This is a genomic window from Spiractinospora alimapuensis (genome assembly GCF_018437505.1).
Lineage (GTDB): Bacteria > Actinomycetota > Actinomycetes > Streptosporangiales > Streptosporangiaceae > Spiractinospora > Spiractinospora alimapuensis.
The window spans coordinates 5,128,547-5,143,490 of sequence record NZ_CP072467.1 but is presented as its reverse complement, the minus strand read 5'-3'; the positions used below and the strand labels follow the sequence as shown (position 1 = coordinate 5,143,490).

General features: G+C 69.4%; 12 protein-coding genes and 1 pseudogene. 10 read left to right on the top strand and 3 right to left on the bottom strand.

Features of this window, described 5'->3' with window-relative positions; genetic code table 11:
* Nucleotides 1–187 precede the first annotated feature (187 nt).
* Nucleotides 188–1,210 carry a LacI family DNA-binding transcriptional regulator gene (locus J4H86_RS24035; protein ID WP_236540580.1) on the bottom strand — a complete coding sequence of 341 codons (1,023 nt, stop codon included), beginning with the start codon at nt 1,208–1,210 and terminating at the stop codon, nt 188–190.
* A gap of 177 nt (nt 1,211–1,387) precedes the next feature.
* Between J4H86_RS24035 and J4H86_RS24030 the strand changes: the two genes are divergently transcribed.
* The 9 genes and pseudogenes from J4H86_RS24030 to J4H86_RS23990 all read left to right on the top strand — a co-directional run bounded on the left by J4H86_RS24030 (nt 1,388) and on the right by J4H86_RS23990 (nt 10,145).
* Nucleotides 1,388–2,203 (top strand): BtpA/SgcQ family protein, encoded by an 816-nt coding sequence (locus tag J4H86_RS24030; RefSeq protein WP_236540578.1) that lies wholly within the window; start codon nt 1,388–1,390, stop codon nt 2,201–2,203.
* A complete protein-coding gene (locus tag J4H86_RS24025) occupies nt 2,200–3,129 on the top strand; it encodes a carbohydrate kinase family protein (protein ID WP_236540577.1) in 930 nt (309 codons plus the stop codon). The genes J4H86_RS24030 and J4H86_RS24025 overlap by 4 nt, the downstream gene beginning before the upstream one ends.
* Nucleotides 3,126–4,133 carry a substrate-binding domain-containing protein gene (locus tag J4H86_RS24020; RefSeq protein ID WP_236540575.1) on the top strand — a complete coding sequence of 336 codons (1,008 nt, stop codon included), beginning with the start codon at nt 3,126–3,128 and terminating at the stop codon, nt 4,131–4,133. Before J4H86_RS24025 ends, J4H86_RS24020 begins: the two co-directional genes overlap by 4 nt.
* Before the next feature lie 2 nt (nt 4,134–4,135).
* A complete protein-coding gene (locus J4H86_RS24015; RefSeq protein ID WP_236540573.1) occupies nt 4,136–4,903 on the top strand; it encodes an ATP-binding cassette domain-containing protein in 768 nt (255 codons plus the stop codon).
* On the top strand, nt 4,900–5,940 hold the full coding sequence (locus J4H86_RS24010; RefSeq protein ID WP_236540570.1) for an ABC transporter permease: 1,041 nt from the start codon (nt 4,900–4,902) through the stop codon (nt 5,938–5,940). Before J4H86_RS24015 ends, J4H86_RS24010 begins: the two co-directional genes overlap by 4 nt.
* Complete coding sequence (locus J4H86_RS24005; protein ID WP_236540568.1) at nt 5,937–7,013, top strand: phosphotriesterase family protein; 1,077 nt, start codon at nt 5,937–5,939, stop codon at nt 7,011–7,013. The genes J4H86_RS24010 and J4H86_RS24005 overlap by 4 nt, the downstream gene beginning before the upstream one ends.
* 73 nt (nt 7,014–7,086) lie before the next feature.
* Nucleotides 7,087–7,833: a glutamine amidotransferase gene (locus J4H86_RS24000; protein ID WP_236540566.1), complete on the top strand. Its 747-nt coding sequence runs from the start codon at nt 7,087–7,089 to the stop codon at nt 7,831–7,833.
* A gap of 512 nt (nt 7,834–8,345) precedes the next feature.
* Nucleotides 8,346–9,233, top strand: a complete 888-nt coding sequence (locus J4H86_RS23995) for an SAM-dependent methyltransferase (RefSeq protein WP_236540565.1) — start codon at nt 8,346–8,348, stop codon at nt 9,231–9,233.
* 24 nt (nt 9,234–9,257) lie between these two features.
* Nucleotides 9,258–10,145 (top strand): annotated as a pseudogene (locus J4H86_RS23990) (SAM-dependent methyltransferase).
* Between the two features lie 81 nt (nt 10,146–10,226).
* Here J4H86_RS23990 and J4H86_RS23985 read toward each other — a convergent pair.
* Together J4H86_RS23985 and J4H86_RS23980 are read right to left on the bottom strand one after the other, a co-directional pair.
* Entirely contained in the window at nt 10,227–11,360 is a 1,134-nt protein-coding gene (locus J4H86_RS23985; protein WP_236544152.1) for a CaiB/BaiF CoA transferase family protein, read from the bottom strand.
* Nucleotides 11,361–11,535: 175 nt separating this feature from the next.
* A complete protein-coding gene (locus J4H86_RS23980; protein ID WP_236540563.1) occupies nt 11,536–14,049 on the bottom strand; it encodes a xanthine dehydrogenase family protein molybdopterin-binding subunit in 2,514 nt (837 codons plus the stop codon).
* 253 nt (nt 14,050–14,302) lie between these two features.
* Between J4H86_RS23980 and J4H86_RS23975 the strand changes: the two genes are divergently transcribed.
* Complete coding sequence (locus J4H86_RS23975; protein WP_236540562.1) at nt 14,303–14,872, top strand: GNAT family N-acetyltransferase; 570 nt, start codon at nt 14,303–14,305, stop codon at nt 14,870–14,872.
* The last annotated feature ends 72 nt before the right edge of the window (nt 14,873–14,944 follow it).

Genomic DNA, 14,944 nt, shown 5'->3' with positions numbered 1-14,944 from the left:
TCGACACCGCGTGCGCCCAGTGCCGGACGCGGCCCCGCCGGAGCCGGTGAAGCGGCGTCCCGCTCCGGGACGCCGCCGGCGTGTCCGTCTCCCCGCGGCACACCACGCAGGGCAGGCGCGCGGCGCGGTTCCGACGGCGGCGCGTGGACTGCGAGGTGGCACACGCCTGGACGGGCCACCGGCCGTGTCACACCCCGCCCGTTCGTGCCCGCTGGGCTGTGCTTCCGCGGATGACGAGCGTGGGCGCCAGGGCGGTGTGGGCGGCGGTGCCGCCCCATTCGGCCGTCGCGGCCAGAAGGCGCACGGCTTCGGCGGCGATGCGTTCTCGGGGTTGGCGCACGGTGGTGAGTCCGGGGTGCACGAAGTCCGCGAAGTCGATGTCGTCGTAGCCGGTGACCTGGACGTCGTCGGGGACGGCGACCGAGCGGTCACGGCAGGCGCGGAGGACGCCGATGGCGATGAGGTCGTCGGCGCACACGATGGCGTCGGGGCGTGGGGTGTCGTCCATGATGCGCCGACCAGCCGCGCGTCCCCAGGCCACGGAGTAGTCACCGAGCTGGATCCACTCCTCACGCGTGTGGATACCCAGTCGCTGGGCCTGGGTCCGGAAACCGATCAGCCTCAGTTGGGTCGAGGAGTTGGTCATGGTGGAGGTGACGAACGCGGCGGAACGGGCCCCACGTTCGTCGAGGTGCTCCATGAGCAGCCGCATGGCCTCGTGGTCGTCGACACCCACCCAGTCGGTGGAGGTCCCGCTGACCTGACGGTCGAGTTGGACCAACGGGATGCGCTTGGCCGCGGCCTGAACGGCGGCGCCGCTGTGCCGGTCGTGACAGGGACTGATGATGATGCCGTCGACCTGGCGCGCCAGCAACGAACGCAGGTGTCGCGCCTCGACCTCCGCGTCCTGGCGCGAGTCGCACAGGAAGAGTTGGCGTCCCTGTTCCTGCAGAACGTGCTCGACGTTCTCCACCAGTGAGGTGAAGAACGGGTTGGTGATGCTCGGGACGACCATTCCGACCGTGTCCGTGCGGTTGCGGCGCAGGGCACTGGCGATGGAGTTGCCGGAGTAGCCGAGTTTCTGGGCCGCGTCCTGGACCCGCTGACGTGTCGTCGCCGAGACCCGCCGTGAATCCGAGAGCGCGCGCGAGACCGTGGCGGTGGATACACCGGCCAGTTCCGCGACCTGGGAGATGGTCGCTCGGGGCAATCGAGTTCCTCACTCTCGCCATGAACCCCCGGTTCACGGGAGTTTACACAGTGGATCTTGACCCGAGGTGTGAAGTGTTCGTAGGTTCTACCGTACTCCTTTGTAATCGATTACATATCGAGAGGCGGCATGAGCGTGGAATCCCCACTCGGCGTATTTCCGGACAAGCCCAGTGCGATGGCTGAGCTGTTCACGAAGTCCCCGGCGCTGATCGGCGCCGTGCATCTTCCACCGCTGCCTGGCAGCCCGCACTACCGGGGAACCCCGCTCGACGAGATCTCCCGCTTCGCCGTCGAAGAGGCCCGCGCCTACTGTGAGAACGGTTGCCACGGCGTGATCGTCGAGAACCACTGGGACATCCCGTTCCTCAAGCCGGGAGAACACGGCTACGAGACCGCCGCCGCCATGGCCGTCATCACCGCGCGGGTCCGTGAGGCCGTCACCGGTGCCGTCGGCGTGAGCGTGCTGTCCAACGCGGCCGCGTGCTCCATCGCCTCGGCGTGGGCGGCGGGGGCGGGTTTCGTGCGCGTCAACCAGTGGGCGAACGCCTATGTCGCCAACGAGGGAATCATCGAAGGCCAGGCCGCCCAGGCGACCCGGTTCCGGCACCGGATCGGCGCCGAACCGGTTCGTGTCTTCGCCGACGTCCACGTCAAACACGGCGCCCACGCGATCGTCGCCGACCGCAGTCTCGCCGCGCAGACCGAGGACGCGGAGTTCTTCGACGCCGACGTTCTCATCGCGACCGGAACCCGGACCGGTCATCCTGCCTCGATCGAGGAGATCGAGGGCGTGAAGACCAACACGCGTCTGCCCGTGGTGCTGGGATCCGGCGTCACCCCCGACAACGTCGCCGAGCTCGTCTCCGCCTGTGACGGGGCGATCGTGGCGTCCTCGTTGAAGGAGAACGGCCGGTGGTGGGGACGCGTCTCCCCCGAGCGGGTGCGCGAACTGACGCGGGCCGCGGAGCGCGGCGGTATCGCCCCCTCATGATCGTTTTCTGCGGCTACGCGAACACCGACGTCGTCGCTCGAATCCCCCGTCTCCCAGGGGGCGGTGAACGTGTGCACGCCGACCCGATCGAGTACCACCACGGCGGGATGGGAGCCAACGCCTCCGTCGCAGCGGCCCGGGCCGGCGCCGACGCTCGGTTCGCGGGTGCCGTCGGCGACACACCGCGCGACCGCGCGTTCCTGGACTCCCTCGCCGAGGCCGGGGTCGACACCTCGTGGTGCGGCACCGAGGACGCCCTCCCCACCTGCGTCATCCTGGTGACCCCCGACGGTGAACGCAGCGTCGTCAGTCACGACGACGCGCTGACCCCCGCGCACGTCGCCCGTGCCGCGGCCCGACTACGCGACCACGGCGGCGGGTGGCTCTACGTCGACGGCTACCGCTGGCCCGAGGCCGGACCGGCGTTGTTCGCCGACGGGCAGGCACCGGACGACGGCATGCGGCTGCTCGTGGACCTCGACGGGTGCGCCGACCGCGCCGCCGCCGAGGCCGCCCTGTCCCACGCCCAGCACGTGGTGGTGGGCAGGACTTTGCTCGAGGAGCTGTTCGGTCCGGCCGTCGACCCCGCGACACTCGCGGCCCGCTTCGACACCACCGTGCTCGTCACCGCCGGCGCCGCCGGCTGGAGCCTGGCCGCCCCGGACGGACACGTGGACCGCGGGGCGGCCCACCCGGTGTCCGTCGTCGACACGACCGGGGCCGGGGACTGCTTCGTCGGGGTCTACCTCGCCGCCCTTGACCGCGGGACCGCCCCCACCTCCGCCGCCGGCACCGCCGCGGTCGCGGCCGCACTGTCCTGCACCGTCCCCGGCCCCCGGGGAGCCCCCACCCTTTCGGACCTGGAGGTCGCGCTACGTGGCGCGTCTCCCGATGGCGGCACACTCACCAAGGAGGACCCCCCATGAAGCGAAGAGCCGGCTGTATCGCGTTAGGGGCGACGCTTCTGGCGTTGACGGCGTGCGACGCCGACGTTCGCGCACAACAGGAGGCGGAGGAGGCCGCGGCGGCGGACATCCCCGAGCCCACCGACATCCCGGAGTCGTGCGAGATCGACGGCGCGGCGCCCCAGATCGGCTTCGTCACCATCAACCTGCAGGCCCTGTTCTTCAACCAGATCAACACCGGAGCCGAGCGCATCGCCGAGGAGACCGGGGCGGGACTGCAGATCGTCAACGGTGAGGACGACTCCGTCACCCAGGCGAACGCCATCAACGACCTCATGGTGAGCGGCGTCGACGCGATCATCATCGACGCCGTCGACACCGAGGGCATCCAACCGACCCTGCGCGACGCCGACGAGGCGGGGATCCCCGTCGTGGCCGTCGACTCCACCATCGACGACGAGTCCGTCTCCACCCAGGTCGGCGTCGCCAACGCCGACGCCGGGGCGGAGATGGGCGAGTTCCTCCTCGAACAGTCCGACGGCGAAGGGACCGTACACGTCGTCAGCGCGCTCAACAGCACGGTCCAGCTCGAACGGGAGGACGGGTTCACCGAGGCGGTCGAGGCCGGGGGAATGGAGATCGGCACGGTCGTCGACGGCCAGAACGTGCAGGAGGAAGCCGAGACCGCGGCGGAGAACCTGCTCACCGGTAACCCCGACGCCGAGTACGTCTACGCGACCGGGGAGCCGGCCCTCATCGGCCTCGCGTCCGCGGTCCGTGGGCAGGACGCCATGGACACGACCAGTGTCGTCGGTTGGGACCTGTCCGAACCAACGGTCGAGGGGCTCCGGGACGGCTGGATCACCGGAGTGGTGCAGCAGAACACCTTCGAGTTCGGCCACCAGGCCATGGCGGCCGCCATCCGGCTCGCCTGCGGCGAGGACTCACCGGCGGACATCCCCGTCCCCGTGGAGATCGTCACCCCCGACAACATCGACGACTACATGTACTTCCTGGAGCAGTGATCATGTCCGACACTCCGCTTGTGGAGCTCAGCGGCATCCGCAAGTCCTTCGGCGCGGTCACCTCCCTCGACGGAGTTGACCTCACCCTCATGCCGGGCGACGTTCTCGGGTTGGTCGGCGACAACGGCGCCGGGAAGTCCACCCTGATGAAGGTCCTCGCCGGCGCGGAGCAGCACGACTCCGGCGAGATCCGGATCCGCGACCGTTCCGTACGCTTCGCCAGTCCCGCCGCCGCCCGCAAGGAGGGCATCGGCATCGTCTACCAGGACCTGGCCGTGTGCGACACCCTCGACGTGGCCAGCAACCTCTTCCTTGGCCGAGAACCCCGCCGGGGCCCCTTCCTCGACCGGCGGACCATGCACCGACAGGCCGCCGACATCCTCAACGACCTGCACGTACGCGTCCCCTCGACCCGGCAGGAGATCGGCCAACTGTCGGGAGGACAGCGCCAGAGCGTCGCCATCGCCCGGGCCGTCTCCCTCAAGCCCGAGGTCCTGATCCTCGACGAACCGACCGCGGCCCTGGCCGTCGCCGAGGTGGAGTCCGTTCTGCGGTTGATCACCGACGTGGCGAGCCGCGGCGTGGGAGTCATCCTGATCACCCACCGACTGCAGGACCTTTTCCGGGTCTGCAACCGAATCACCGTGATGTACGAGGGGCGCAGCGTGGAGGACGTCCCCATCGACCAACTGGACATCGAGTCCCTGGTGCGCATGATCACCCGGTCCGACGTCGCGGACCTGGGGCTGCCCGAGGAGGCCACACAGTGAGCACAGACACCGCGCCGGAGACGACAGGGGAACGCACCCGGTCCGCTCCGGGCTCCCCGCTCGCTCAGTGGTGGGCCCACACGAACAAGGCCACCCTGCTCATGGTGGGCGTCACCGTGCTGTTGTTCCTGGGCTTCGGCATCGCCGAACCCAAGTTCCTCACGTTCGCCAACCTCTCCAACATGGCGACACAGATCGCGCCCATCGTGATCGTCGGTGTCGCGATGACCTTCGTCATCACCTCGGGACAAATCGACCTCTCGGTCGGGTCCACGATCGCCTTCGTCGCCGCGATCAGCGCCGAACTGCTGCTCAGTGGTCTGGACTCCGCCGTGGTGATCCCGCTGGGCATCCTCGCCGGCGCCGCGTGGGGGCTGGTCAACGGGTGGCTGTCGGCCTACAACCGGATCCCGCCGTTCGTGGTCACCCTGGCCACGATGTCGGTGATCCGTGGTGTCGCCCTGCTGCGCACGGAGGGGTATTCCGTCCCGATCGACAGTCGACTCTTCCTCGCCCGCATCGGTGACGCGAGTTTCCTGGGGTTCTCCGCCGCGGCGTGGATCGCGCTCACGGTCGCGGTCCTGGGAGCGATCCTGCTCAACCACACCCGGTTCGGGCAGTACGTGACGGGGATCGGCTCCCAAGAGGAGTCCGTACGCCGCGCCGGCGTCAACACCCGGCGGATCAAGATGTGGGCCATGGTGTTCGCGGGCGGTGCCGCGGGGCTGGCCGGCCTGCTGATCGCGGCCCGGTTGGGGTCGGGGTCGGCCAACTCCGCCCAGGCGTTCGAGCTGACGGTCATCGCCGCCGTGGTGCTGGGCGGCACCAACCTGTTCGGTGGGCGGGGAACCATCCTCGGCACAGTGATCGGTGCCGTGATCACCGGCGCCATCGCCAACGGGCTGACGCTGCTGGGAATGAGCCCCTTCCTCACCCCGATCGTCACCGGATGTGTGCTGATCCTGGCGATCTGGCTGAACCTGCGGGGGCGGGACGTGTCGGACCTGATGCGGCGCCTACTGAGTCGGCCCACATGAGCGGGGAAGCTGCTGTCGGACGCCCCGCCGCCGCGGCGGTGACCGTCACCACAGTCACCGGCCCCATCTCCAGTGCCGAGCTGGGGGTCACCCTCCCCCACGAGCACCTCGCCAACGACCTCTCGGCGGCGGTCCAACCACCGCGGGACGCGAACCAGGCGATCCTGGCCGAGTCCACGGTGTCGGCCGACATCGCGTGGCGACTCCGGGAGGCGCCCTACGCCTGCCCGGACAACTGCGGGCTGGCCGACACCGAGGCCATGGTGGAGAGTCTGCGCGAGTTCGCCACATGCGGCGGGGGCAGCGTCATCGACCTCACCCCGCCCGGTCTCGGCCGGGATCCCGCGGCGCTGCGCGACATCGCCGAGCGCACCGGACTCAACGTGGTCATGGGCAGTGGCTGGTACCTCCAACGGTTCCACCCCCCGCACCTGGCCACCACCGGCGAGGACGACCTGGCGGCGGAACTGGTGGCGGAGTTCCGTGCTCCGGCCGGACCACGTCCCGGTGTCATCGGCGAGATCGGGGTATCCCCGGACTTCACGTCCGACGAGCGGACCGCGCTGCGTGCGGCCTGCCTGGCCCAGCGGGCGCTGGGGGTGCCGATGTTCGTACACCTGCCGGGGTGGCGGCGACGTGCCCACGAGGTGCTGGACATCGTCCTCGACGAGCAGGGCGTGGCCCCCACGGGTGTGGTGTTGTGCCACATGGACCCTTCGGGCCAGGACCCGGACTACCAGCGCGGCGTGGCGGACCGCGGCGTGTGGCTGGAGTTCGACATGGTCGGCATGCCCTTCCTGTTTCCCGGTGAGGGGCAGGCGCCGCCTCCGTGGGAGACCGCCGGGGCGGTGCGACGTCTGGTCGGCGCGGGCCACGCGGGCCAGATCCTGCTCAGTCACGACGTGTTCCTCAAGGCCATGCTGCCCCAGTACGGAGGCAACGGTTTCGCCTACGTCCCGACCCTGTTCGCGCAGCGTCTCCGCGATGTCGGGGTGGAGGACTCCGTCGTCACGTCGCTCCTGCGCGACAACCCGCGTTCCCTGTTCGACTCCGCCTCCGGAGCGGCGGGCTGACCCCGCCCACTCACACGTCCGACCGCACGAAACCCATGACCGAACGACCGTATGACCGAAAGGAACCGTTTCCGTGAGCCGAGTCCTCATCGCTGGCGAGAGCTGGGTCACCGTCACCACCCACATCAAGGGGGTCGACTCCTTCAGCACGCACTCCTACACCGAGGGAGTGGGCCCGCTGCGGGACGCGTTGCGGGCGGCCGGGCACGAGGTGACCCATCTGCCCGCGCACCTGGTCCCGCAGGAGTTCCCCGACGACGCCGCGGCCCTCTCCGCCTACGACGTCGTGGTCCTGTCCGACATCGGCGCGAACTCCATCCAGCTCGCGCCCAACGTGTTCGACCGCTCGGAGCGGGGGCACGACCGACTTGCGAACCTGGCCGGATGGGTCCACGACGGCGGGGCGCTGCTGATGGTGGGGGGCTACCTGTCCTTCACCGGGTTCGAGGCCAAGGGAGCCTTCCGCCAGTCCCCGATCGCCCCGGTACTGCCGGTGGAGATGCTGGCGGAGGACGACCGGGTGGAACTGCCCGCCGGCGCCGACCCCGCCGTACTCGACGCCCAGCACCCCGCGACCGCCGGCGCGGGCTCGCGGTGGCCGCACCTGCTCGGCTACAACAGGGTCATCGCCCGGCCCGAGTCGACCACACTCGCGGAGATCAACGGTGACCCGCTCGTCACCGTCGCCTCCCACGGACAGGGGCGCACCGCGGTGTTCACCTCGGACTGCTCGCCACACTGGGCGCCCCCGGAGTTCTGCGAGAACTGGGACGGCTACCAGGCCCTGTTCGACGGACTGATCCGTTGGCTGGCCGACTGACGACCGACTAATGGCCGACCGGTATTACATATACGGAGCGTGACCGGACTCTGGGGCGAGTGAAATCCGCCCCAGAGTCCGTTTCTTTCGGCCTATACGGGATTCTGGGCATTTACCACCATGCGCCCAACGACGGAAGGGCCTGTCCCGTTGACCCCGATATGGCTACACTGGGCGATCTTCGTGACCTCGGTTGCCCACCCTCGGGGAGACCCTCGTTGCCCTCGAACGACTTCATGAAGCGATCAAGCGCACAGTCTGACTCCTTCACCTACCCTCCCGGGATCCCCACCGACCGCCCCACCGCGGCCCGCATGTACGGGATCCCGCTAGGGAGCAAGGACAACTTCGAGGTGGACCGGCAGTCGCCACGCCTCCGGGTCATCCGCCTTCCGGGTCAGTCCTCCACCCGAATACGTGCCGTCGAGTGTGGAGGCGCCCCACGAAAACCCTGACCCCGTCGGTCAGGATCCGCTTCCAGTGTCACGAGTCGTCTGTTGGAAAGGTTCGCCATGTCCGAATCCCACGAGTCCTCGCAGCGGTCCCGCCAGCAGCAGGACGGGGGGACCTCTCCGCTCGGGGAACTCTCGAATCAGCCGACGGTGGCCCGAATCTCGGGTCTGGCACTGGGAAGCACGGACAACGTCGAACTGGACCTCGACGCATCGCTCGCCTCACTGTCGCACTTTCCCGAGAGCATCGACTTCACGCGGGAAGGTCGGCAGTACCTGTACCGTGCGGTCCGGTTCCTCGCGGGGGAAGCCGGAATCACCCAGTTCCTCGACCTGGGTTCCGGCCTCCCGAACGAGAACAACGTCCACCAGGTCGCCCGAGAACACCACCCCCATGCTCGCGTCCTCTACGCCGACCACGATCCCGTCGTGATCGCACACGCGCGCGACCTCGTCGCCGGCGACGACGCGGCCGCCGTCATCCAAGTGGACGTGACCGACACCGACGCGGTCCTCAACCACCCCACAGCGCGGTTGATCCTGGACCTCGGCCAACCGGTCGGTGTGGTGATGTCGTCACTGCTGCAGTTGATCCCCCAGGATGACGTCGCGCGGGGCCTGGTCCACCGCACCATGGCCGCCCTTCCCAGCGGAAGCTACCTCGCGTTCTCCAGCACTATCGCCCCCGACTCCAATGACCGCGACGCGTTGGAAAAGGCGGGGACCGAGGTGGGGGTCGGCCTGAAGTACCGCACGCCCGCCGAGGTGAACGCGTGGATGGAGCACCTGGAGCCCGTGGACCCTGGTCTGTGCGACGTCAGAGACTGGCGCCCCGACCCCAACCAGACCCCTCTCCCCGACCCACACCCCTCCGTCCGCCACCTCCTTGGGGAGTCCGAACGCGGACGGCGCGGATACCTGCACGGCGGTGTGCTCCGCAAGCCGTGACGACCCCTTCCACTGGAGCCCCCAATGCCACAACCCAACGACTTCATGAAGCGGTCCAGCCAAGAGCCGGACGCCTTCACCTACCCTCCCGAGATCCCCACCGACCGCCCCACCGCAGCCCGGATGTACGGGATCTCGCTGGGAAGCAAGGACAATTTCGAGGTCGACCGGCAGGCGATCGCCGCGACGATGGAAGCGTTCCCGGAGACCGTGGACATCGCGCGGCAGAACCGGCTCTTCCTCTACCGTGTGGTCCGGTTCCTTGCCTAGGAGGTCGGGATCACGCAGTTCCTGGACCTCGGCTCGGGATTGCCGACTGACCAGAACGTGCACCAGGTCGCGAGTGAGTTCCAACCCGACGCCCGCGTCGTCTACGTGGACAACGACCCGATCGTCCTCGCCCACGGCAGGGCGCTACTGGCCAGTGACAGCTCGACCGCCGTCGTCCAGGCGGACTTCACCGACCTCCCGAGCATTCTCGAGCATCCCGACACCCAACGCCTGCTTGACCCCTCGCGGCGAGTCGCCGTCCTAATGCTCTCCGTCTCACACCTGATCCTGGACGACACTGACGCGCTACGCGCCATCACGGCACCCATCGACCACTTCCCCAGTGGCAGTTACCTGGCACTCTCCCACGTCGTCCTGCACCAAGCGGCGGACCGGGCGGCGGCGAACCAGGCGGGGAAGGACGTCGGCGCGGTGTGGAAGATCCGCGCCCCGGAGGACGTGGAGCCATGGACGTCCCACCTGGAGCCTGTGGCGCCAGGGCTCGGCGACATCAAGGACTGGCGCCCCGACCCCGACCAGCCGCCTCTCCCCGACCCGCACCCCATCATCCGGCACCACCTGGGCGCCTCGGAGCGCACCAAGCGCGGGTGCGAGTTCGGCGGAGTGTTCCGCAAGCCCTGAAACCAGCGCGACGGCGGGGGTGGACGTCGAGTGTCCCGCCGCCCCCGCCGGTCGGGAAGGGGGAGTCGCTGGAGCCTCGGCCTACCCCTCCAGCCACCGGTTGATCTCGGCGGTGTGCTCGCCCAGGTGGGGTGGGCGCCTGTCGTAGCGGGGTGGGGTACGCGACAGGCCGATGGGGTTGGCGACCGTGGACACCGTGTCCTCTCCCATGCCGGTAGGGACGGTGGGCGAGAGGTCCAGGGACTCCGCGAAGGCGAACGCTGAGGCGAGGTCGTTGACCGGTCCGCAGGGCACGCGGCGGGGGGTGAGGACCGAGGTCCACTCCGTGGCCGGTCGGGTCCGGAGTCGTTCGGCCAATAGTTCGGTGAGGGAGTCGATGTGGGCGACCCGGTCGGTGTTGGTCGCGAATCGGGGATCGGTCGCCAGCTCCGGGACCCCAAGACCCTCGCAGAGAGCAGTGAACTGACGGTCGTTGCCCACGGCGACCACGAGAGGTTGGTCCGCGGTCGGGTAGACGTCGTACGGCGCGATGGAGGGGTGCCGGTTGCCGAGGATGCCCGGAACCATTCCCGCCATCGCGTACCCGGCGCTCTGGTTCACCATGCTGGAGAGCAGAGTCGACAACAGGTTGACCTCCACACGTTGGCCATGACCGCTGTGGTCTCGTTCCCGGAGCGCGGCGAGGACACCGACCGTCGCGTGCAGGCCGGTCAACACGTCCACGAGGGCCACTCCAGCCTTGACCGGACTGTCCGGATCTGATCCCGTGACGCTCATCAGCCCGCCCACGGCCTGGGCCAGAAGGTCGTACCCCGGCAACGTGGCTCCCTGGCCTTCGCCGAATCCGGTGATGGAGCAGTAGACCAAGCCCGGGTTCAACTCCCGCGCCTCCTCGTAGGAGAGCCCGAAGCGTGCCATGGTTCCGGGACGGAAGTTCTCCAACAGCACGTCGGCGCGCCGCACCAGTTCGACGACGCGCGCCCGGTCCGCGTCGCTGGTGAGATCGGCCGCCACGGAACGCTTGTTGCGGTTGACCCCCATGAAGTAGGTCGCCTCCCCCTCGACGAAGGGCGGCCCCCAGGCGCGTGTGTCGTCCCCGGTCTTGGGGTGCTCCACCTTGATCACGTCGGCCCCCAGGTCACCGAGCAGCATGGCGGCGTACGGCGCCGCCAGTACCCGACTGAAGTCCGCCACAACCAACCCGGACATCGGCATCGTGCTCACTGTGTCCTCCGCAACCAGGGGCCCCAATCGGTCCCCTCATGCTGACGAGTCCGAACACCCGTCAGCCGTCCGTCCCTCGATCGCCCCACCTCGGCGACCGGATGTCTCCCCTTCTACCTCAGGCTGTCCCGACTCCCTCGGACCTATCGGCGACGCGGTCGTGCCGTCACCGGCGGCGGCGTAGGCGGTTACGGAGGTACCGGACCGCGAGTGCCGCGCCCACCGTGGCGGCGGCGATGGCGACGGTTCGTGGTTGGAGGAGGCGTCCGAGGACCCCAGCGGGCAGGGACTCCCGCGGAACCCGCGGCACTCGTGGACGATCTTCGTGGGCGTGGGCGTCGGGAGACTCCTGCGAGGGCGGTGCGTGGGTCGGGGCCAGCACCGCCTGTGACCGGGCGTCGCGCAGGGTTTCCCAGACGCGTTCGGGGGTGGCGGGAAGGTTGATATGCGTGACGCCCAGGTGCGACAACGCGTCCACGATCGCGTTGGCGACCGCGGGGGTGGACCCGATGGTGCCGGACTCACCGATGCCCTTCGCGCCGAGCTCGTTGAGTGGAGTGGGGGTCTCCAACGGGACACGGTCGAAGTCGGGGAGGTCCGCGGCCGAGGGGATCGTGTAGTCGGCGAGGGTACCGGTCTGGATGTTGCCGGCCGCGTCGTAGCGGACCTCTTCGAAGAGGGCCTGGGAGATCCCCTGCGCGACACCGCCGTGCACCTGGCCCGCCACCAGCATCGGGTTGAGGATACGGCCGCAGTCGTCGACCGCGATCATCTGGCGCAGCCGCACGCCGCCGGTCTCGGTGTCGACCTCGACGACGGCGATGTGTGCGCCGAACGGGAAGGTGGCGCCCGCGGGTTGGTAGTCGACGGCCGCGCCCAGTGTCTCGTCGTGATCGGCGGCGTAGGCGCCCAGGTCCGCCCAGCCCACCGAGACCCCCGGCACGCCCTGCACGGTGAACGTGGCGGTGGATGTGTCGAAGACGAGGTCGTCGGCCGAGGCCTCGAGGATGGTCGCGGCGAGCTCCCGCGCCTGGTCGAGGACTTTTCGCGCGGCGCTGTGCACGGCCGATCCCCCGACCTGCAGGGAGCGTGACCCGGAGGTGCCACCGCCCGTGGGGACGACGTCGGTGTCACCCTGGATAAACGTGATCCGGTCGGAGGCGATGCCGAGCACCTCGGCCAGGATCATCCCGTACATCGTTTCGTGGCCCTGGCCGTGGGAGTGGGTTCCGCTCCGCACGACCGCGTTGCCCTCGGCGTCGATGTCGACGGCGCCGTGTTCGGCGTTCACAGCCGGGTTGGTGATCTCGACGTAGGTCGAAACGCCGACCCCGAGCTGTACCGTGTCGCCGGCTTCCCGCCGCGCTCGCTGTTCCTCGCGCAGGGAGTCGTACTCAGCCGCTCGCACCGCCGTGTCCAGCGCCGCGGCGTAGGCCCCGCTGTCGTAGGTCATTCCGGTCGCGGTGCGGTGTGGGAAGCGGTCGTCGCCGAGGAGGTTCCGGTGCCGCAGCTCCACCGGGTCCATGCCGATTTCGGCGGCGAATGCGTCCATGGCCCGCTCCGCCGCGTAGGCGGCCTCAGGACGGCCGGCCCCCCGATAGGGAACGACCGGCACCGTGTTGGTCACCACTGCCCGGGAGCGAGTGGCATAGCGCTCGATGTCGTAGACCGCCGGCCCCATGCGACTGGCCGTTCCCGGGAGCACCGCACCGAGCAGGGGGTAGGCACCGATGTCGCCCTGGACACTCAGCCGGTAGGCGGACACATTGCCGGAGTGGTCTCCCCCCATCTCGGCGACCATCGACTGGGCGCGGCCGTGTCCGAGGCCCACCATGCACTCTGATCGGGACTCGATCCAGGTGACGGGCCGGTCGACGATGGCGGACAACGCGCCCATGACGCAGTACTCGGGGTAGCCGCCCGTCTTGGCGCCGAACCCGCCACCGACGGCGGGCGCGATGACCCGAACGCGGTCGGCCGGCAGGCCGAGCACCTGCGCGACGTCGCCCCGCAGACCGTGCGGTTCCTGGGTGGAGGCCCACACCTGGAGTCGGTCACCCTCCCACCTCGCCGCGGCCGCACGGGGTTCCATCGGGGTTGGGGCGATGCGCTGGTTCGCGATGTCGACGCGGACGACCACCTCACAGTCATCGAAGAACGCGGGTGTGAAGGCGTCGGCGTTCCTGTCGTTGTTGATGGCGGTGTTCGTGCCGACGTCCGGGAAGAGCAGGACGTTGTCGGCGACGGCCTCGTCCGCGTCGACCACGGCGGTCAGTGGCTCGTAGTCGACATCAACGAGGTCCACCGCGTCCACGGCCTCGGCTCGCGTCTCGGCGACTACCACCGCCACGGGCTCGCCGACGTATCGAACGATGCCGTCCGCGAGGAGTTGTCGCCGCATCTCCGTGGGGATGGGGCCCAGGGTTGGGAGGGGGTGGTGGTCGATGTCGGCGTGGGTGACGACGGCGAGCACGCCGGGCGACTTACGTGCCTCCTCGGTCGAGACGCCGTGCACCCGCGCGTGGGCCAGCGGCGAGCGCACGAACGCGACGTGGGCGGTTCCGGGCAGGTTGAGGTTGTCGATGAACTCACCGCCGCCGACGATGAGACGACTGTCCTCGACCCGACGCACCTCGTGTCCGAAGATCGACCCACGGAGTTCGGTGGGGCCTGTCGTCACTGGTCCCTCCCTTCGGGGACGGGCGCGGGGCTTGGCGCGGCGGTACTGCGGAGGCGCATGGACACTCCCGTAAGTGGTTCGCTGTGCCGACCGTACGATTCGACCAGAATCGGCGCCCTCAGTCGAGACGTGTGGCGCCCGGAAACCGCGCGGAGCGCGAGGGTCTCGCCCACGACCGGCCACCACACCACGCGCCCGTCGGCGTTGTCGTGAGTCCACACATGCGGCGGGCACGGAGTTGTAGAGTGCGGCAATGTCACGCCTCGATCCGTCCTCGCGTTCCCCTCGCCCGCTTCCGCGACTCCGTCTCGACCCATGGGAGGAGCGTTTCCGCTCGGAACTCGTGCGGCTGGGCTCCGACCCCCGGGTCACGACCTTCATCGGTGACGGCTCACCCTGGCCGCGGAAGCAGGCCGAGGAGCGCCATGAGCGGTGTCTTGAGCACTGGCGCACGCACGGCTTCGGTTGGCGCGGGATCATCGACGAGGAGTCCGGCGGGTTCCTCGGAGTCGCGGCGGCCAACTATCTACACGCCCCCGTCCTGGAGGTGGACACCTCGGCGGTGGAGATCGGCTGGTGGACCGACCCGGAACACTGGGGGCGTGGCATCGCCACCCACGCGGCACGCATCGTGCGCGACGAGTCCTTCCGGGACATCGACTCCGACGTCCTCGTGGCGCGACTCCACCGCGACAACATCGCCTCGGCCACGGTCGCCCGGAACACCGGCCTCGACTACCGCGGGGACTTCACCACCGAACTCGGTACTCCCGCACATCTCTACGCGTTGAACCGTGTCGACTGGGTGCCGTCCGCGAGGTGAAGCCGCGACACGCGGCCGGTTCGGGCCATCGTCACCGTCGAACTCGGTGGGCGTGGCGAGTGTGTTGACCTT